The organism is Actinomycetota bacterium (genome assembly GCA_018334075.1).
GTDB lineage: Bacteria > Actinomycetota > Coriobacteriia > Anaerosomatales > UBA912 > JAGXSC01.
Genome location: JAGXSC010000013.1, coordinates 1 through 18,219 on the forward strand (window position 1 = coordinate 1; position 18,219 = coordinate 18,219).

General features: G+C 57.8%; 23 protein-coding genes. 22 read left to right on the forward strand and 1 reads right to left on the reverse strand.

Features of this window, described 5'->3' with window-relative positions; genetic code table 11:
* From KGZ89_02630 to KGZ89_02665, 8 genes are all read left to right on the forward strand, one after another.
* A partial coding sequence (locus KGZ89_02630; protein ID MBS3973749.1) for a hypothetical protein occupies positions 1 to 305 on the forward strand: 305 nt, incomplete at its 5' end.
* Positions 306 to 340: 35 nt separating this feature from the next.
* Complete coding sequence (locus KGZ89_02635) at positions 341 to 1,342, forward strand: hypothetical protein (GenBank protein MBS3973750.1); 1,002 nt, start codon at positions 341 to 343, stop codon at positions 1,340 to 1,342.
* Complete coding sequence (locus tag KGZ89_02640; GenBank protein MBS3973751.1) at positions 1,339 to 1,776, forward strand: hypothetical protein; 438 nt, start codon at positions 1,339 to 1,341, stop codon at positions 1,774 to 1,776. The genes KGZ89_02635 and KGZ89_02640 overlap by 4 nt, the downstream gene beginning before the upstream one ends.
* A gap of 47 nt (positions 1,777 to 1,823) precedes the next feature.
* Positions 1,824 to 3,605, forward strand: coding sequence for a TIGR04190 family B12-binding domain/radical SAM domain protein (locus KGZ89_02645; protein ID MBS3973752.1), 1,782 nt, complete (start codon positions 1,824 to 1,826; stop codon positions 3,603 to 3,605).
* Entirely contained in the window at positions 3,605 to 4,348 is a 744-nt protein-coding gene (gene ubiE, locus KGZ89_02650) for a bifunctional demethylmenaquinone methyltransferase/2-methoxy-6-polyprenyl-1,4-benzoquinol methylase UbiE (protein ID MBS3973753.1), read from the forward strand. Before KGZ89_02645 ends, ubiE begins: the two co-directional genes overlap by 1 nt.
* A gap of 34 nt (positions 4,349 to 4,382) precedes the next feature.
* Positions 4,383 to 5,741, forward strand: a complete 1,359-nt coding sequence (locus KGZ89_02655; protein MBS3973754.1) for an amidohydrolase family protein — start codon at positions 4,383 to 4,385, stop codon at positions 5,739 to 5,741.
* Positions 5,742 to 5,907: 166 nt separating this feature from the next.
* Complete coding sequence (locus KGZ89_02660; protein MBS3973755.1) at positions 5,908 to 6,354, forward strand: hypothetical protein; 447 nt, start codon at positions 5,908 to 5,910, stop codon at positions 6,352 to 6,354.
* An 82-nt stretch (positions 6,355 to 6,436) separates the two neighbouring features.
* Positions 6,437 to 7,108, forward strand: coding sequence for a tetratricopeptide repeat protein (locus tag KGZ89_02665; GenBank protein MBS3973756.1), 672 nt, complete (start codon positions 6,437 to 6,439; stop codon positions 7,106 to 7,108).
* Positions 7,109 to 7,117: 9 nt separating this feature from the next.
* On the opposite strand, the gene KGZ89_02670 is transcribed toward KGZ89_02665, so the two are convergent.
* Positions 7,118 to 7,468, reverse strand: a complete 351-nt coding sequence (locus KGZ89_02670; GenBank protein ID MBS3973757.1) for an STAS domain-containing protein — start codon at positions 7,466 to 7,468, stop codon at positions 7,118 to 7,120.
* A 170-nt stretch (positions 7,469 to 7,638) separates the two neighbouring features.
* Between KGZ89_02670 and KGZ89_02675 the strand changes: the two genes are divergently transcribed.
* The 14 genes from KGZ89_02675 to KGZ89_02740 all read left to right on the forward strand — a co-directional run.
* On the forward strand, positions 7,639 to 7,974 hold the full coding sequence (locus KGZ89_02675; protein MBS3973758.1) for an STAS domain-containing protein: 336 nt from the start codon (positions 7,639 to 7,641) through the stop codon (positions 7,972 to 7,974).
* A 29-nt stretch (positions 7,975 to 8,003) separates the two neighbouring features.
* Positions 8,004 to 8,264: a twin-arginine translocase TatA/TatE family subunit gene (locus KGZ89_02680; protein MBS3973759.1), complete on the forward strand. Its 261-nt coding sequence runs from the start codon at positions 8,004 to 8,006 to the stop codon at positions 8,262 to 8,264.
* Positions 8,265 to 8,290: 26 nt separating this feature from the next.
* Positions 8,291 to 9,043 carry a twin-arginine translocase subunit TatC gene (gene tatC / locus KGZ89_02685; protein ID MBS3973760.1) on the forward strand — a complete coding sequence of 251 codons (753 nt, stop codon included), beginning with the start codon at positions 8,291 to 8,293 and terminating at the stop codon, positions 9,041 to 9,043.
* A gap of 9 nt (positions 9,044 to 9,052) precedes the next feature.
* Complete coding sequence (gene hypA, locus KGZ89_02690) at positions 9,053 to 9,436, forward strand: hydrogenase maturation nickel metallochaperone HypA (protein ID MBS3973761.1); 384 nt, start codon at positions 9,053 to 9,055, stop codon at positions 9,434 to 9,436.
* 28 nt (positions 9,437 to 9,464) lie between these two features.
* A complete protein-coding gene (hypB, locus tag KGZ89_02695; protein MBS3973762.1) occupies positions 9,465 to 10,151 on the forward strand; it encodes a hydrogenase nickel incorporation protein HypB in 687 nt (228 codons plus the stop codon).
* Positions 10,152 to 10,172: 21 nt separating this feature from the next.
* The gene (locus KGZ89_02700; protein MBS3973763.1) at positions 10,173 to 10,724 is read left to right on the forward strand and encodes an HDIG domain-containing protein; all 552 of its coding nucleotides are present in this window, start codon (positions 10,173 to 10,175) and stop codon (positions 10,722 to 10,724) included.
* Between the two features lie 72 nt (positions 10,725 to 10,796).
* On the forward strand, positions 10,797 to 13,124 hold the full coding sequence (locus tag KGZ89_02705; protein ID MBS3973764.1) for a DNA topoisomerase I: 2,328 nt from the start codon (positions 10,797 to 10,799) through the stop codon (positions 13,122 to 13,124).
* A gap of 25 nt (positions 13,125 to 13,149) precedes the next feature.
* A complete protein-coding gene (locus KGZ89_02710) occupies positions 13,150 to 13,836 on the forward strand; it encodes a hypothetical protein (protein MBS3973765.1) in 687 nt (228 codons plus the stop codon).
* A 43-nt stretch (positions 13,837 to 13,879) separates the two neighbouring features.
* Positions 13,880 to 14,809 (forward strand): malate dehydrogenase, encoded by a 930-nt coding sequence (gene mdh / locus KGZ89_02715; GenBank protein MBS3973766.1) that lies wholly within the window; start codon positions 13,880 to 13,882, stop codon positions 14,807 to 14,809.
* Positions 14,810 to 14,817: 8 nt separating this feature from the next.
* Positions 14,818 to 15,663, forward strand: a complete 846-nt coding sequence (locus KGZ89_02720; protein MBS3973767.1) for a fumarate hydratase — start codon at positions 14,818 to 14,820, stop codon at positions 15,661 to 15,663.
* The gene (locus KGZ89_02725) at positions 15,648 to 16,226 is read left to right on the forward strand and encodes a fumarate hydratase C-terminal domain-containing protein (GenBank protein ID MBS3973768.1); all 579 of its coding nucleotides are present in this window, start codon (positions 15,648 to 15,650) and stop codon (positions 16,224 to 16,226) included. Before KGZ89_02720 ends, KGZ89_02725 begins: the two co-directional genes overlap by 16 nt.
* Before the next feature lie 5 nt (positions 16,227 to 16,231).
* On the forward strand, positions 16,232 to 16,882 hold the full coding sequence (locus KGZ89_02730) for a dTMP kinase (protein MBS3973769.1): 651 nt from the start codon (positions 16,232 to 16,234) through the stop codon (positions 16,880 to 16,882).
* A complete protein-coding gene (locus tag KGZ89_02735; protein ID MBS3973770.1) occupies positions 16,774 to 18,018 on the forward strand; it encodes a DNA polymerase III subunit delta in 1,245 nt (414 codons plus the stop codon). The genes KGZ89_02730 and KGZ89_02735 overlap by 109 nt, the downstream gene beginning before the upstream one ends.
* Positions 18,003 to 18,219, forward strand: a 217-nt coding sequence (locus KGZ89_02740) for a stage 0 sporulation protein (protein ID MBS3973771.1), incomplete at its 3' end; no start/stop codon positions are given. The genes KGZ89_02735 and KGZ89_02740, both read left to right, overlap by 16 nt.

Sequence of the window (18,219 nt, forward strand, 5' to 3'; positions counted from 1 at the left end):
CCTGCCACGCGCAGAGCTTCTGCAGCGATTGTCATGGCATGGAGATGCCGCATCCCGCAGGCTTCCTGGAGGGACACGGAGAACTCGATCCGGCCACCTGCCTTACATGCCATGCTGTTGCAGGTGAGACAGCCGACGAGATGCTCTTCTGCAACGCCTGCCATCATCCATATGGTAATCCGGCGCTGCCGTGGATTCCGCAACACGTGGATTCTGTTCGCGATGGCGGATCCGAGCAGTGCTTCCAGTGCCACAGCAGAGTGTTCTGCGCAGAGTGCCACGTTGCTGCAGCGGCAGATAACTAAGGCTTACGGAGAATAGCTCGGTTATGAGTCGTTGGATGACTACCAGCGTAAGTCCTCGTGCCCTCTGGATCGCAGTTGCGCTCATAACTGTGCTGGCGATTGCTGTGCTGGTCCTGGTTGTAATCTTTCGCGACGGCGCTATGGATGCCGGCGGCGTTGATCTTGTCGGGTTCTCCGAAAACTCGACCGCTACAGTTGGATTCGCGGGACAGTTTCCATCTTTGGAATCGCCGGCTTTATCGGAGCCAAGAGGCATTGATGCCGATGGTGAGAGATTGTTCGTCGCACTGTCGGGCATTGGTGCTGTCGGGGTATTTGGCTACGATGGAGCCCGCATAGCAACGATTTTGATACCACCGGCCGAAGGAGCCCCGGTTGCTTACCCGATTGACGTCGATGTTATCTCAGCGGAAAGAGTCGCTGTGGTCGATGCCTCCGGCAGCCGTTTGGTTTTCGTGAATTCGGAAGACCCCGAAGCTCAGCTTCAGGCGCTGGAGGCTACCGGGGAGTTTGCACTATCGCAGCCTACCTCCGCAGAGTTCTTTGACGGAGAGCTGTTTGTGGCCGACGCTTCGGATCAGAGCATCAAAGTATTCGATGCCAACGGCGACCCCGTTCGCATTATCGGCAAGGGCCTGACTCCTCCTTTGGCATTTATAGGAGGAATGCACATGAGTGATGGCTTGCTTTGGGCTTCTGATTCGACCGCTGGCAGGGTCCTTGCTCTTTCTCCGGTAGACGGAACAGTTGTCAATTCGCTACAGGAAAGATTTGACCTGCCGAGGGGAATGATCTCGGCAATGGCGAATAGACTCTTGGTGGCCGAAGCTTTCGCGGGTACGGTTGGTATGTTTTATGTGGGCGACGGCTCGGTGCTGGAGTCAATAGGCGATCCCGCGACAGAGGGCCTTGACCGCGGAGGACTCATGACGAAGCCGGAGGCAGTTTGGTGGGACGCCGAGAATTCCAGAGCATATATCACCGACAGCACTCAAGGGCGGGTCAAGGTCTTCAACTTGCGCGAGGCGCCGGAGTGATAACTCCCGTTTTTCGGCAGGTTATTTACTCGCTGGCGGCTGTGCTCTGTGTACTGCTTGTATCAGGTTGCGCCGCGGTCACGCTATCGCCACCCGAAAGGGCGGTCGATGATCTGCTCCAGCTAAGGGCCGAGCGCTCGACCGATGCATCAGCATATGCTGAGCTGCTCCTGGATCCAGCGATAGCAGCTGAACTGGCGGCCGCTGCCGCTGAGGAGGCCGAAGATTCACGGCCCCTGCCCGAGTGGGAGGAGCCATATATATCGGCGGAGTCCTCTGCCGGGGCTGATGTGGTGGTCGTATGGCGTAATCTTGAGGAGTGGCCCGAATGGCCGGCAGCCACCAGGTTTGCCACACAGGAGGTCGACGGAGAGTGGGTCACAGTCGATGCCGAACCCCTTCAGGAAGCGTCTATTCCTCCACCTGCACGCTGACGATGCAATAGAATTGTCGCTATAACAAAGACAGAAAGGCCTTATTGATGTCGAGAGTCGATCTCGTATTGCTTCACGCGCCCGCGGTTTACGATTTTCGTGAGCGGTCGATAATGTTCGGGCCCATCTCGGATATGGTGCCCTCCACTCCGGTATTCGAGATGTATCCGCTCGGCTTTACGACGATCGCGGAGTACATGGAGCGACACGGCCTGAAAGTCAGGATCGTCAATCTAGCTGTACTCATGCTGAACCGTCGCGACTACGATGTTGAGGCAGCGATTCGCGACATGAATCCTGTGGCGTTTGGAATCGACCTTCATTGGTTACCCCACGCGCACGGATCCATAGAGATCGCAAGGATAGTCAAGCAGTACCATCCTGACACGCCGGTCATATTCGGTGGACTTTCAGCCACATACTTTCACGAAGAACTTATCTCATATCCGTGGGTGGATTATGTTGTGCGCGGTGATTCCACCGAAGAGCCTATGACCCGGCTGCTCTATGCCCTCAAGGGCAAGGGCCGCGTCGACGACATCCCCAACCTCACGTACGTTTCGCGCGATGGCTCGGTCGTGACAAATGCGCTCGAATGGGTTCCGGACACCATGAACGATGTCTCTCTCGACTACTCGTTTTCGATGCGCTCGGTCATTCGATATCGCGACATGATGGGCTCGGTGCCATTCAAGGATTGGCTCCAGTACCCTGTTTGCGCTTCACTTACATGCCGGGGTTGCACTCACAATTGCGTGACCTGTGGCGGCAGCGCGTACTCGTTCCGCAATCACTTCGGGAGGCGCAAGGTAGCATTCAGGGATCCTGAGCTGCTGGTCAGGGATATCCAGCACGTGCAAAAGTACATCCCGGGACCGATATTCGTGCTGAACGACTTTTTGCAGGGAGGCGGAGATTACGTAGCCGCCTTCATCAGGGGTCTTGCCAGAATCAAGCTGCGTAACCCAATAGGGTTTGAGTTTTTCAAGCCGCCCGCCGAGGAGTTCTATCAGTTCCTCAACGAACACCTCACGGATTATTCAGTCGAGATCAGCGCCGAATCTCACGATGATCGAGTAAGGGCAGCATTCGGCAAGCACCACTACACCACCGAGCAGCTAGAGACATCGATCGCTGCAGCTTTGCGCAACGGCTGCAAGCGCTTCGATCTGTATTTCATGACGGGCATACCCTCGCAGACCGCTGAATCAGTGCTTGAAACCCCAGGCTATGTTGAGCAGCTGTATTCGAAGGTGAACGGGGACAGCAGACTGCTTGTTTTCTCATCGCCGATGGCGCCTTTCCTGGATCCCGGCTCAATGGCTTTCGACAACCCCGAGAAGTACGGGTATGCGCTTCGTGCCAAGACATTGGAGGAGCACAGACAGCTTCTTATCCAGCCTTCCTGGAAGTACATCATGAACTATGAGAGCCAGGCGATGAGCTCCGACCAGATGGTTGACGCCACCTATGAAGTCGGCCTGCAGTTAAACAGGATCAAGGGCAAGCTCGGGATCGTTGAGCCGAATGTAGCGGCCAGAACCGAGGAGCGAATCGTTCAGGCGCGCAAGGTAATGGCCAAGCTGGATTCCATTTTGTTGCTTGAGCCAGCCAGCAGAGATAGAAAACTGGAAGCCCTAAAGGGTGAAATGAGTCGCTTGTCGGAGTCGACGGTGTGCGAGAAGCAAGAGCTAAACTGGCCGGCGAAGGCCAACTGGAGACACGTTGTTCATGTGGTAATTTTGTGGGCCAGAGAAAACCTGATGAACCTGGCAGGCATTCGCCGGGGTTCGCCCAGATGCTTCAAGGAAGGTACGGAATCTAGTTGATCCCAGGTGAGCCGGTAAGTCAGAAGCCGACCACGTCGCCCGGTGAAGCCACAACCGCGCGGGTGCGAGGAATTTTCGGCCGTATCGCGGAAAGCTACGATACGTTCAACCTCCTATCTAGCCTTGGCTTTGATAGAGGCTGGAGGCATGCCGCGGTGGAGGCGGCCTCTCTATCTAGCGAGGCGAGGGTTCTTGACCTATGCGCGGGCACAGGGGATCTCGCCTTTGCTATTGCGGGAACAGGGATGCCCGCAGAAGTTGTTGCAACCGATTTCTCTCCCGAGATGCTCTCTGTCGCTCAGCAAAAGTCAGAACGGAAGCCGGGAGGCTCGAAGGTTACCTTTTTGACCGCAGACGCCCAGGAGCTTCCCTTTCCGGATGCCAGTTTTGATGTCGTAACTGTTGCCTTCGGCGTCAGGAACCTGCCGGATCGGGCGGCAAACTTCGCCGAGGCACACAGGGTGCTTGTTCCCGGGGGACGATATGTGATCCTCGAATTCTCAACTCCTCCCAATTTGCTATGGAGGAAGATGTACTACATCTATCTAGGTAGTGTGATTCCGCTGCTGGGCTCCGTGCTCACTCGAGGCGACAAGGCGTCTTTTGACTACCTGAATGCCTCGATCAGGCTTTTCCCGAATCAATCTGCACTGGCGCTTGAGCTGAAAGAGGCAGGGTTCTCCGAGGTCCGCTGGCAAAACCTTACCGGCGGAATCGTGTCCATCCACACTGCGATAAGATAGCAACAGGTTTACTCTTCATGAATGGAGGCTCGTGATGTTGTTGACCGCACGGTATGTCGTGCCGGTTTCCTCGCCGCATATCGAAGACGGCGCGATCCTGGTTCGAGATGGCGTTATAAGCGACATTGGCAGCGCAAACGCCTTGCGTGAAAGATATCCCGCCGAGAAAAGTCGTGATTTCGGCTTGGCCGCGCTCATGCCCGGCTTTGTGGACCTTCACACCCACCTGGAGTTCTCGGCGATGCGGGGGCTGGTCGACGATCTTCCGTATGCGCGCTGGAAGATTCAGCTCATGGAGAAAGAAAAGGCGCTTACCGCGGCCGACTGGGAGGACGCAGCCTTGCTCGGAGCATTGGAGGCGCTTCGCTCGGGCATCACGACCGTTGCCGATATCACCAAAACAGGCGCGTCTGTTCCGGCAGTGACGGCATCGGGCCTCAGGGCGTTTATCTATCGCGAGGTCTCGGCGATGGATAAAGCGCTCGTGGATCGAGCAGTTGACGGCGCATCACAGGATATTGCCGAGTGGAGATCTCTGACTGACAGCGAGCGTGTCACTATCGGGATCGCACCACACTCCACCTACAGCTGTCACCCAACGTTGTTCAGTAGTGTTGCCGATTATGCGACTCGAAACTCGATTCCGGTTGCGACGCATCTGGCAGGATCGAGGGAAGAATACAATTTTGTGAAGTACGGCAGCTCGATTTTAGCTGTGGACTATCGCGATCTGGAGACCGACAGGGTACCTTGGCTTCCGACGGGGGTCAGTCCGGTAAAATATGTCCTGCAGTGGGACCTGTTCGATGTCCCGAATATGCTGGCTGTACACTGCACACAGGTGGATGACGACGATATTGAGACGCTCGCGGCCAGCGGTGTTTCGGTAGCGTACTGCCCCCGATGTAATGCAAAACTTGGAATGGGGATGCTGCCACTGCGCTCTATGTTGGCGCACGGTATAAACGTCGGCATAGGTACGGATTCGCCCGCTGCCAACAACGCGATGGACATGTTTGACGAGATGCGAATAGGGCTGCTGATACAGCGCGCTATAGATCCTGACGAGATATTTTTCGATGCGCGTACCTTTATCGGCCTTAGCACGATCGATGCGGCCAAGGCTCTGCAAATCGACCACACGACAGGATCGCTTGAAGTCGACAAGAAGGCCGACATTATCGCGGTCGACCTGGCTCAGAGCCATCAGGCGCCGATATCTAACCCCTACAGCACGCTTGTTCACTCGGCGAATCAGGATAATGTGATCTTTACCATGGTTGAAGGTAGGGTGTTGTTCGACGAGCATAATCCTGCCGACCTGGATATCGACCTGGATGTCGAGCGGATAATGATGCGTGCGGATGAAATTCGATCGAAGCTTCGCGCGTGAGTTTGGGCGAGCGCGATTGGCCGATTTCTTGCTGATACCAATAGTTGAAACGAGCGACTTTAGACTATATGTTTAGATAGCTCATGCTATAATCGCGGCGGCTCGGCTTGTATGTGTGTTAAAGGCTGCCGATGCTGTGGTCAATAAACTAAGGAGGACACAAAACGTGAGTGACAAAGACTTCTTTTTTGACGAGGACGAGACGCAGGACCAGGCTCCGGCAAAGAGCGGCGGGGCCAAGCCGGCCTCCAAAAGAAAAGCCGCTGCCAGTGTTGAGACAGACCTTGTTGAGAGTGACCCTGCACCCTCTTCGTCAGTGTCTTTCAGTATGCAGTCCGTGAGCATGACGGTAGCTGCCCTTATCGGAGTAGTGGCTTTGCTTACCGGTGTGATTATTGGGATGTTCATTCCGGGTGGCCCGACAGCCACTACTGGAGCCTCAGGTACAGTTATGCCCGGCGGTGCTCCATCTGCGCCAGCGCCGCAGTTGACTCCCGAGCAACTCGAGGGTGGAGCGTTGCCTCCAGGGCATCCTCCGCTTGACGGAATGGGAGCGACTCCGACTACTCCGGCCCCCGGTGCATCCGGGCAGGCGACCCCTCCAGCCGAGTAAGCACTTATAGCGATAAAGCGGGCCCGGGTAGAGCTATCAGTGCCTGGGCCCGTATTTCTTTACGACAACGAGGAGACCAAGGATGGCGATAGACAAAAAGAAGGCTCCGGCCATAATAAGGATCGGCATAATTGTTGTATGCTCTATCCTTGTACTCAGTTTCATTCCTTGGGGTGGGCTGGGGTTGTTTACTGGGCCGACTCAAAACGGTGTGCCCGGCACAGGGACCCTAGATGCTATCGCCGCCAGACATACCCCTCAAGTTGTTGGCCTGGAAGGGCTTTTAGTCAGTCAGCCAGCCAGTTATACGGTACTCATGCAGTTGGGTCATACTTACTATAATTGGGCGGCGGAGGTTATGACGGCTACCGCTGCTCCAAGAGGATCGGATCGGCCACTATGGTTGGCGGCGGTTTCATTTTACGACCAGGCACTGGCGCTTAACGCCACTATTCCGGGAGACATTACAGATGCCGCCATCGCCAGGTACTACAGTGGCGATACTGCAGGAGCGATCGAGTTGATCGGAACCGCGTTGGGGGTAGATCCGAATTTCGCCCCCGCGCACTTCAATGCCGGAATCTTTTACGAGTCAGCCGGCCAGGTTAGCGAAGCGCTTGCGGCATACAGTCGATATCTCGAGCTTGATCCGCAAGGAACCGGACCGGGCAGTCTTACGATGGCGCAAAACGCCATTGCGAGATTATCGGCCGCAACTCCGACGGTCGAAGCGACGCCCGCTCCCACACCCTGACCCGGGCGCCTATACGCCTGCCTCACCCAGGACAATGAGAGCCTCTTCCACCGATGAGGTGGTCGAGAATATTCCATTGAGCCTTGTGAGTGACAAGATGTTGTCGACGATCTCGTTGGTTACCAGCACCAGGCGTCCACCTTTTGCTCCATACTCTTTGGACAGGCTGAGCAGCAAGCCCAACCCCGAGCTGTCCAGATACTCAATGTTCGAGAGATCCACAATCGCTGAAGGCGGAGTAGTTTTCAAAATTCGGTCGATACTCATCCTGAAGGCGGCGCACTCCCCATAGTCGAGATCGCCCGTTAGCTGCAGGAGCCAGTGTGATTCACTTTCGGCTAGATCAATGTCAAGGGGCATAGCTCTCCTCTCCGGGGTGATTCACTAATAAAGGTACCCATTTCACCCCCTGAATATGCAAGCCCGCGCTATCCGGACGTCTCTTTGGAGTTGCTTTGATTGAGCAGCAGCGCATCTTGCATGTACAATCGTCAAACAGCTATTACCGATTAGGAAGTGGGCGTAGGCCGATGGAACTCGATATCATTGCCGAATGTGATGACTCTCGGTGTAAGCTGACTGTCAATGGAGAAGTGGACGTCTACACTGCCCCTCGGCTAAAGGAGCATCTCGTTAAATGTATCCAGGGTGGCTCTACGGAGATATTGCTTGATCTCAACGGCGTTAGCTTTATCGACAGCTCGGGTTTGGGAGTGCTGGTAGGTGCGCTGAGACGCGCGCGCGAGAACTCCGGGACAATCCGTCTTGTCTGCACGCGAGAGAATGTTTTGAAGGTGTTTCGTATCACCGGCCTTGATAAGGTGTTTCCAATATTCGATTCTATTGAAGAAGCCAATAGCTTCTGACGGTAGGTCTGGAGTCTATTTTGTTTGGAATCAGCGGCATCGAGTTATTCATAATTGTGGTTTTTGCGCTACTCATTTTTGGTCCCGAGAGGTTGCCCGAGATGGGCAGGACAGTGGGACGGGCCATGCGTGAGTTCAAGCGTGCGCAAGATAGCATGGAGGCTGTAATCAGGACCGAGATGTATGGCAAGGATCGCGAGAGCTCACCAGTGCCCGAGTCGCGTGCTCCGCATTCGGCCAGGCGCAGGCTTGACGACGATGACGACGAAGACGAGGAGGAAGAGGAGTAGGCTTTTAGCCCGACTCCTTTGAGCATATGCCGATATCGCCAAAGAGAATGCCGTTTTTTGAGCACTTCGGTGAGCTACGTCGCCGGTTGGCGATCATTGCTGCCGTTATTCTCGTAGGCTCGGTGGCCCTGTATTGGGAAGCGCCGAGGATATACACCTACTTTATGGCTCCAATTTTGCCTTACTTTGGCGGAACCGACCTCGTATTGCTCGGACCCTTCGAAGGGTTCACCCTGCGCTTCAAAGTCGCACTTTATGCGACCCTGATGCTCGGCTCCCCGATTATCATATGGCAGGTTTTCGGGTTTTTTCTGCCGGCCTTGAGGCCCAAGGAACAAAAGTGGGTCATTCCGACGTTTGCCGCCATGGCCGTGCTGTTCGCGGCGGGTGCGTATGTTGGGCACACCTATGTGCTCGGCACCGCATTCGGGTGGATGGTCGCACAGGCCTGGGAGGGAGTTCAGGTCCTGCCGGATGCCGGTCGCTATTTTCAGGGCGCGGTATTGCTGGTGCTTGGATTCGGACTTAGCTTCCAGTTGCCGGTGGTAGTGTTCTATCTGGTGCTATTCGAGATCGTTCCTTATGCAAAGCTGCGTGAGAACTGGAGAATCGCTTACGTCACCCTATTGGTTTTTGCCTCTGTGGCCACACCGGATTGGAGTCCGGTAAGCATGGGGCTTATGTTCGGCGCCCTTCTGGCGCTTTACGAGCTCAGCTTGTTATTTGCGCGCATCGTTCTCTCTAAGCGCATCGCACGCCAGGCGGTGCTAGAGGAGTAGTGGCTGACAGTGCATGAGATGGGTATTGTAGCCGGCATTTTAGATGCTGCGGTAGACGCGGCGAAGAAAGCCGAGGCCGAGCGCATAACAGAGATACGCGTCACGGTCGGCGAGTTGACCGAGATAGTGGACTTTGCGCTTCAATTCGCCTTTGAGGCACTTACGCCAGGCACTTTGGCCGAGGGCGCGATATTGACGGTCAACCGCATTGGCGCGCGATCCCGATGCGCCGAGTGTAATGTGGAGTTTGACCATGGCAGGTTTGAGATGGCCTGTCCCGATTGCGGCAACTACTTTTGTGAGCTAATCCAGGGCAAAGAGCTCAGAATAGACAGCATTGAGGCGGACACGCCTGAACTCACGGAGTCGCAGGCCCCCGCCACCGGTAAGTGATATTAACGCTGGACTTGATTGGGAGAGCATGAAGATAGATATCAGGCGTCCTATACTCGATCACAATGAGCGAATAGCCGCCGAGAACAGGCAGGCTTTCGACGAGTCGGACGTTTTCGTGCTCGATCTCATGGCATCTCCTGGGGCCGGCAAGACATCCACGATATTGGCGACTATCTCGGCTTTGCGCGATCGATACTCGATTGCGGTTATCGAAGGCGACATCGCTTCTAGCGTGGATGCCGAAAAGATCGCCGAGCACGGAATCCCCGCGGTGCAGATCAACACAGGCGGGGCCTGCCATCTTGAGGCCGACATGATTCGTCGGGCGAGCGCCAGCCTGGATCTCGAAGAGCTCGACCTCATCATCGTCGAAAACGTCGGAAACCTGGTGTGCCCAACCGAGTTTTACCTCGGCGAGCATGCCAAGGTCATGATTCTGTCGGTTCCGGAAGGGCACGACAAGCCCTACAAGTATCCGGGTATCTTTCAGATCGCCGAGGCGGTGATCCTGAACAAGTACGACACCATTGATGTGTTCGACTTCAATGAGGACGAGTTTCGCTCGGTGGTAAGCTCGCTCAACCCGAAGGCGCCGTTGTTTCCGATTTCGGCGACCAAAGGGGATGGAGTTGGCGCATGGGCGCAGTGGCTGGCGTCTCGCATTGAGGGCGCCAAGGACATCCGCCGCGCGCAAGCCGAAAACCGCAGCTAAACCGGGAGGGTGAGGAAGTCATTGGATCGCACAGTCGCCCTGGAGCTCGTAAGAGAGCGCGTCGGAGCTTTGAATCTGGTGAACCACTGTGTCGCCACCGAGATAATAATGGAAGCGTTGGCTCGCCACTTCGGCCTGGCCGATGAGGATATAGCACGCTTTGGCCTTGTCGGACTATTGCATGATCTTGATTACGCCGAGACAAGTGACGACTACGAAAGCCATGGCCTAAAAACCGCCGAAGCGCTCTCTGGTCTGCTCGATACCGATAGTCTTCATGCGATACTGGCACATGCCGGCAAGGCTCCAAGGCAGTCTTTGATGGACAGGGCGTTGTACGCCGCCGATCCTACGACGGGGTTCATTGTGGCCGCCGCATTGGTAAGGCCGGACAAGTCGCTTTCGGGAGTCAAAGTCTCCTCGCTCCTCAAGCGTTTCAAAGAGAAATCGTTTGCGCGCGGGGCCAGCCGAGAACAGATTGACACCTGTCAGGAGATGGGCCTTTCCAGGGAGGAGTTCCTCGGCATTTCGCTTCGTGCGATGCAAGAGCGGGCTGCGGAAATAGGGCTTTAGGAGTTGTCCGCTTGACTCGGCGGTATATACTCGCGTAGATATCGTGCCATTTCGACAGAAGACGGACACTCAATGCGACTGGTCATCTCTGAGAAGAACATCGCCGCCAAGAAACTGGCGGATATACTCGCCGTCGGCAAATCCACCGCCGACAAGGTTTACTCGACACCCGTGTACCGCTTTCGCCGGGACGGCGATGAGTGGGTAAGCATCGGCCTGAAGGGTCACATTATAGGAGTGGACTTTCCCGATGAGTTCTCCAAATGGCGTCTTGAGGACCTGACAGAGATGGTCGGCGCCGACCTCGTCGAGGAACCTGCCGAGAAGGGCATCATCCAGTCGCTGCGCAGCCTCGCAAAGAAGGCGACTCATGTGGTCGTCGCGACGGACTACGACAGGGAAGGCGAGCTGATCGGAGCTGACGCGGCCAATGTGGTTTTGGCTGTCAATCCCGCGTTGCCGGTGACGCGCGTTCGGTACTCCGCTTTTACTCGCGAGGAGATCGAGCGGGCTTTCGCGCAAAACGCTCCGATCGATCAGGCCCTGGCCGATGCCGGCGCGAGCAGGCGGGACATCGACCTTGTGTGGGGGGCGGTGTTGACCCGGTACCTGACCATCACCTCGAACAAGGCCGCCAAGCGGGCGTGGGGCGATGTGCTTTCCGCGGGGCGGGTTCAAACACCGGCGCTCAAGCTGATTGTGGATCGCGAGAGAGAGCGCGAGGCGTTTACTCCCGAGAACTACTGGGTCGTCAAAGGTGGTTTCGAGGCCGAAGGAACCGCGTTTGACGCCGTTCACGAAACCGCGAGGTTCTCCTCGGCAGAAGATGCGCAAAGAGTGCTCGATGCCGTCGAGGGGCATAGCTTAGCAGAGGTGCTGTCGCTGGTTACCAAGCAGCGCACCGTCAAGCCGCCGGCGCCTTTCAACACCACGTCGCTTTTGATGGCTGGCGCGGCCGAGGGGCTTTCGCCGTCGCGCACCATGCGGATCGCCGAGTCGCTGTACATGGATGGCCTCATCAGCTATCCGCGTGTGGATAACACGGTGTACCCGAAGAGCCTTGATCTGAAGGCCTTGCTGAGAACCCTGAAGAAGGTCGGGCCATACCAGGAGTATGCTGCCGAGTTGCTATCGAAGCCCAATCTTGCTCCGACGCGAGGCCAGAAAGAGGCCACGGACCACCCGCCGATTCACCCGACGGGCGTGGCGGACCCCGACAAGATGAAGCCAGAGAATTACAAGGTCTACAACCTGGTGGCCAGGCGGTTCATGGCCACGCTCTCCGACCCGGCAGTGCTTGAGAGCGCTAAGGCGATATTGCAGGTCGCAGGCGAGAAGTTCGTCGCCCGCGGTGACGTCACCGTCACGCCCGGTTTCCGCGCGATATACCCATTCGGGCAGAAAAAAAGCGAACAGCTCCCTCTGCTTACAGAGGGGGGAAGCTGCGGCTTTACCGGCGCGAATCTAGATGCGAAGCAAACCCAGCCGCCCGACCGCTTCACCCAGGGCCGCCTCATTCAGGAGATGGAAAAGCGGGGGCTTGGCACGAAGGCCACTCGGCACGAAATCATCCAGACGCTCTATGATCGCAAATATATAACGAACGATCCCGCCGAGCCGACCTGCAAGGGGCGCTCGGTCATCGACGCTTTGGTGCTCAGGGCCAGGCAGATCACAGACGCCGAGATGACCGCCGAGCTCGAACGCGAGATGGACGAGATAGCCAACGCGCGCAGCACTCGAAGCAAAGTGGTCGGGCACTCCAGGAGGATGCTGGGTGAGGTGATGGCGGTGCTTCTCGACAGTGTGGCCGAGGTCGGAGAGGCCTTGAAGGCTGCTGCGGACGAGGATGCCAAGGTAGGCAAGTGTCCTCAGTCAGGAGACGATCTGCTCATCAAGTACTCGCCGAAGACGCGCGCGTTCTTCGTTGGGTGCCAGGGCTATCCGGACTGCTCTGTGACTTTCCCGCTTCCCAAAAACGCCAAGTTCGCCTCGGTTGACGAAGCGTGCGCAGTGTGTGGTTCGCCGCAGGTGAAGGTGATCCAGTTTCGTCGGCCGGTCAGGGTCATGTGCCTTTCGCCGGATTGCTCGACGAAGAAGGGGCCGGAGATCGAGGTCGGGAAGTGCCCTTCTTGCGGAGGAACGCTCAGGGTCAGATACTCCCAGGTAGGCACCCGCTTCGTCAGGTGCGAGAAGTACGACTCCGAGACGCATCCGATCTCATATCCGCTTCCGCAAACCGGTGAGCTGGAACCTACCGACGAAATATGCGAGCCTTGCATGGCGCCCAAAGTTATCGTCCATACAAAGAAGGGCCCATGGAAGATATGTATCGACCCGAACTGCGCGCAACGCACAGAGCCAAAAACCCGCTCGCGAAAAGGGAAGAAAAGTAAGTGACCCTTTGCTTTGAAGGAGGCGGCATATGAAGATCGCGGTGATACAGCATTGCGTGCGTCCAACCGCCGATGAGGACGTCGAGGCCCTGGTCGTTGCGGTAAAAAATGCGTGCGAGATGAAGGCACAGGTAATTGTGTTGCCGTGGATACCGTCGCTGGCATCGGCCGATCCTCAGCAGAAAGCGGCGCTGACAGAGAAGCTCTCTGGTTGCGCGCAAGGAACCACGCTTCTGATGGCGTTTGGCGCGACGGAGGCCGGGCATGAGGTGGTTTTGGAGCAAACCCCACTTGGGATCACCGCTTTCATGCGTGGAGATGAATGCCTTTCCACGGAGATATACGCCCATGCTGAAGGCCGAGGCGCCCAGGCGTGGGTGTGGCGCCCGCTCGCGACGAGTGACCTTCAGGCCGAGGCCATCGTGGAGCGGGCAATAGCGGTGAGCGCATCGCACGTCGGCCTGATCTTGCTGGCCGAGGCTTGCGGAGGCGAGCCTGGCGAAACAGGACACGGCTCAAGCGCGGTTCTCTACCTGGGAGATATTCTCTCGGAAGCGGTCTTTCCCGATGAAATACTCCTCGTCGACGTAGATGTTCCGGTTCCTTTCCCTGAACCTCGAGAGCCCCTGCCGCCGCTTTCGCCCATTCTCGAGCAGCGACTCGCGATTCACGAGGGGCGAAAGCTGGACGTGGGCTACTTGGCCGATCTATCGTAGAAGGTCGCTGGCTTTTTAGATCGTACTTTCGAAAGGTGGATATATGCCCTTACCAAAAGTGACTGTGGTCGGAGCCGGCCAGGTCGGAGCCACTCTGGCTTTCATGCTTCTCGGAAGAGAGCTAGCGGATGTTGTGCTCATTGATGTCGCCGAAGGCCTGCCCCAAGGCAAGGCCCTTGATATGATGCACGCTCGTTCGATCGACAGGTTCGCGCCTTCAGTACTCGGGACGAACGACTACGCTGATACAGCAGGTTCCGAGATCGTCGTGATCACCGCAGGACTACCTCGCAAGCCTGGCATGACGCGCGATGACCTGTTGGCGGCGAACACCTCGATAGTGCGCTCAGTGGTCGAACAGGCCCTACAGGCATCACCCGAGGCGCTCTTCCTGATTGTCACCAACCCGCTCGATGTGATGACGTATCTTGCCTGGAAGGTCTCGGGATTACCTCATGATCGCGTTTTCGGCATGGGAGGCGTTCTCGACTCCGCGCGCTTTTCGCACGCGATCGCGGAGCACATGGGTGTGTCTCCCGCAAGCATCGAGGCGGTCGTGTGCGGCGCGCATGGAGACGCGATGGTACCGCTACCATCGCAATCGCTCGTCGCTGGAACACCGGTCAGCGAACTCTTGCCGCCAGAAGATATCGCAAAGGTCGTAAATCGCACTGTGTACGGCGGAGCCGAGGTAGTCGGCTTGCTCAAGTCCGGGAGCGCGTTTTACGCTCCTGCCGCCAGTGTGGCCCACACTTTGGCCGCTATTTTGGGCGGGAAGCGCGTTCAGCTGCCGAGCTGCGTATACCTGACCGGTCAATACGGTATCAACGACGTTTACATGTCGGTTCCCGCCGTCATTGGTCGAGGCGGGGTGGAGGAGATTTCCGAGATGGAGCTGAGCTCTGAAGAGCTGGCGATGCTTCAGGCCTCGGCGGAGAGCATAGCGGAGTCGCTCAGGGCGCTGGGACTTTAGGGATTGATGTGTTTCTTGAAACTAAACGTATAGCCGAGGCGGTCCATGACGCGATTATTGCGGCATCGGCTGAGCTGCGCCACGACGTTTTGGCGGCCCTTCAGAGGGCTGCGGAGTCGGAAAGATTCCCGCGGGGCCGTTGGGCGCTTGAGCAGTTGCTTCAAAACGCCGAGATTGCAGTAGCCGATCGAGTTCCGTTGTGCCAGGACACCGGTTCTGTGTGGGTCTGGGTGGAGCTCGGCGAGAAGACGTGCCTTACCGAGCCCTTGAAGCCTGCGATAGACGCCGCAGTAGCCACAGCTTACCGAGAAGGTCGATTGCGCATGAGTGTGGTTCGAGACGCGCTCTTTGACCGTGCCAACACCAGTGACAATACGCCTGCGCTACTCGATGTGACCTTGAGGCCCGGAGAAGGCGCAACCGTTCACGTGATGCTAAAAGGCGGCGGCTCCGACAACGCCTCCGCGCTCAAGATGCTAGCGCCTACCGCTGGGCTTGACGGAGTGCGCGAGGCGGTGCTCGATGCGGTTAGGGCCACCGCGCGTTCGGCGTGCCCCCCTCTTTTTGTCGGGGTCGGCGTGGGCGGCGGCTTTGATCAGGCGGCCAAACTCTCGAAGCAAGCCCTTCTTCGGCCGATCGGTCAAGATTGCGCCGATCCAGAGCGCACGGCTTTCGAAGAGTTGCTGTTGCGCGAGATCAATGCCACCGGAATCGGTCCAGCAGGGCTCGGAGGAGACACGACGGCACTCGCAGTTCACGTCAAGACCGCTCCCTGCCACATCGCGTCATTGCCTGTGGCGATCAATATGGGATGCTATGCGATCAGATCGGCCAGTGTATGCTTGAGCCAATGACAGTGAAGTTGCCGTTGCAGCCTGATGTGCTCGCCTCGCTTCGCGCGGGCCAGCAGGTCCTGCTCTCTGGCTCCGTGTTCACCGCGAGGGATGTTGCGCATGCGCGTCTCGCCGAAAGACTCGCGCAGACTCCGGGGCACCTGCCGTTCGGGCTGGCCGGGCAGGCGCTGCTCTATGCTGGTCCGACGCCTCCTTCCCCAGGCAGACCTGCAGGCTCGATAGGCCCGACCACCGCTTCTCGGATGGACGAGTTCACCCCGGGGCTGTTTGCGGCCGGCATAACAGCCGCCATCGGCAAGGGCCCTCGCTCGCCAGGCGTAAGAGACGCGTGCGCAAAGTTCGGCGCGGTTTACTTTGCGGCTGTAGGTGGCGCGGCCGCTCTGCTGGGCACAAAGGTAGTCAGCGCGACTCCTGTGGCGTACGAGGATCTCGGCACAGAGGCGATCGTTCGTCTGGAGCTAGTCGACTTTCCGGCCGTTGTCGCCATCGATTCGCTCGGCGGGGATCTCTATGCATCGGCGGTAGCGGATTGGGCAACCGAGGTTGGAGAGGTGTCCTCGTGAGCGGGATTAGTCGCAGAGGGATCTTTCTGACCTTCGAGGGCGGTGAAGGGTGCGGTAAATCCACTCAGATCGCGCTGCTAGAGCCGGTGCTTTTCGAAGCCGGCCTGAAGGTGGAGGTGGTGCGCGAACCCGGCGGCACACGCCTAGGCGAGCGGGTCCGCGATATTTTGCTGGATCCCGCAAGCACAGGCATGACGCCCGTGGCCGAGTTGCTGCTATACCAGGCGTCGCGCGCGCAGCTTGTCACCGAGCGCATATTGCCGATGCTTTCTGTGGGAAGTGTGGTGCTGTGTGATCGCTTTACCGACTCGACGTTGGCGTATCAGGGTTACGGCCGAGGCCTTCCGAAAGAGGGCATCGAGACCCTCTCGCGCATGGCCACGTGTGATCTGGTTCCCAACCTTACGATCGTGCTCGACATCGATCCCGCACTCGGCCTCGTAAGGGCGGCGCGTAGCGGCGCCGATCGTCTTGAGGCCGAGCAGATGGCGTTTCACGAACGAGTGCGCCAAGGGTTTCTTGAGCTCGCCAAGGAGGAGCCGGCCAGGTGCGTGGTGATAGACGCGTCCGGATCGGTCGAGGAGATACATACCATGGTACTCTCGACGCTTCATCGCCTGCCCGTGTTGAGCGCCTTGATGGCGAAGGACGCGTGATGATGACGCGCAAGTGCGTATGGGACGGCATTATCGGACAGAATCCGGCGCGGGACTTTCTCAGGACCGCGGTGCAGAGTCGAACGGTATCCCACGGCTACCTGTTTGTAGGTCCGGCGGGAACCGGGAAGAAAACGGCGGCCCGCGCGTTTGCCTGCGCGACGATCTGCGACGACGACGCCTGCGGCACCTGCCGGGCGTGCTCCCGCATCAAGAGGGACTCCCACCCCGACGTGCAGGTGCTGGCCCCGCAAGGTGCAGCCAGCTACCTTTTAGATGAGCAGATTCGCCCGCTTATCCGCGACATCCACCTGAAGCCGCTGGAGGCCAGGCACAAGTTCTACATCCTGGACCAGGCGGATCTGATGGGCGACTCTACAGCCAATGCGTTCCTCAAGACGCTCGAAGAGCCGCCGCCTGGGGTAACGATAATTCTGCTCGCTGCAAGCTACGAGTCCGTGCCTCCGACGATCGCTTCGCGCTGCCTGGTGGTTCGATTCAGGCAGGTGTCGCCCTCCTCGGCGCAGGCGTTGCTCGAGCAGCGTACGGGCGCGTCGCCACAGGAGGCGACAGCGGCGCTTGCGGCTACAGGAGGCGTCATATCGCGCGCGGCGGAGTTCCTTCAATCTTCGAGCCGCCGAGAGGCCCGCGCCAGGATACTGTCGATACTCAAGGACCTGCCCGCATACGATGAGTTCGACGTCTTGCGCGCCTGTCGCGAGCTGCTCGTTCTGGTCAACGCCCCGCTGGAGGAGACTAAAGCCGCCCACGCGCAGGAGATCAAGAACGCCGAGGAGATATTTGGTAAGAGCGGCGGCAAGACGATGCAGGTTCGGCACAAGCGTGAGCTTACCGCGCGTGAGCGGGAGGGCGTGACAGAGATTTTGAGCATCACAGAAAGTTGGCTCAGGGATTGCCTTGTGCTTTCGTTGGGCCTCGATGAGCTTGTGCTCAACACGGATGTGCTCGATGCTATGCAGGAAGTGGCCGCAGTTATAACTCCGCAAGCTGCGAATCGTGGTCTGGGCGCGGTTAGTGAGGCCCGGCGGCGTATCTCGTATAATGTAAATGTCCAGCTGGCTGTAGAGGCCATGCTCTTCGATGTTCGGGAGGTACTTGTTTGCCCGCGCCAATAGCAGTAAGAGTTCGTTCAGTTCCACGAGTAGTCTGGTTCGATTGCGCCGGAACCGAGGCGGTACCAGGCGATCACGTCATTGTCGATACCGATCGGGGGCTTGAGCTGGGCACTGTGGTCGACGAGCGCCATCACTCCTGTGCCGAGAAGGCCGCCGATGCGTTCAAGCCGATCGTGCGGCTGGCTACCGCCGAGGATTTAC

Coding starts and splice junctions, on each gene's coding strand:
- KGZ89_02635 (MBS3973750.1), top strand. CDS start 341: ATGACTACCAGCGTAAGTCCTCGTGCCCTCTGGATCGCAGTTGCGCTC.
- KGZ89_02645 (MBS3973752.1), top strand. CDS start 1,824: ATGTCGAGAGTCGATCTCGTATTGCTTCACGCGCCCGCGGTTTACGAT.
- KGZ89_02655 (MBS3973754.1), top strand. CDS start 4,383: ATGTTGTTGACCGCACGGTATGTCGTGCCGGTTTCCTCGCCGCATATC.
- KGZ89_02665 (MBS3973756.1), top strand. CDS start 6,437: ATGGCGATAGACAAAAAGAAGGCTCCGGCCATAATAAGGATCGGCATA.
- KGZ89_02670 (MBS3973757.1), bottom strand. CDS start 7,468: ATGCCCCTTGACATTGATCTAGCCGAAAGTGAATCACACTGGCTCCTG.
- KGZ89_02675 (MBS3973758.1), top strand. CDS start 7,639: ATGGAACTCGATATCATTGCCGAATGTGATGACTCTCGGTGTAAGCTG.
- tatC (MBS3973760.1), top strand. CDS start 8,291: ATGCCGATATCGCCAAAGAGAATGCCGTTTTTTGAGCACTTCGGTGAG.
- hypB (MBS3973762.1), top strand. CDS start 9,465: ATGAAGATAGATATCAGGCGTCCTATACTCGATCACAATGAGCGAATA.
- KGZ89_02705 (MBS3973764.1), top strand. CDS start 10,797: ATGCGACTGGTCATCTCTGAGAAGAACATCGCCGCCAAGAAACTGGCG.
- KGZ89_02710 (MBS3973765.1), top strand. CDS start 13,150: ATGAAGATCGCGGTGATACAGCATTGCGTGCGTCCAACCGCCGATGAG.
- mdh (MBS3973766.1), top strand. CDS start 13,880: ATGCCCTTACCAAAAGTGACTGTGGTCGGAGCCGGCCAGGTCGGAGCC.
- KGZ89_02725 (MBS3973768.1), top strand. CDS start 15,648: ATGCTTGAGCCAATGACAGTGAAGTTGCCGTTGCAGCCTGATGTGCTC.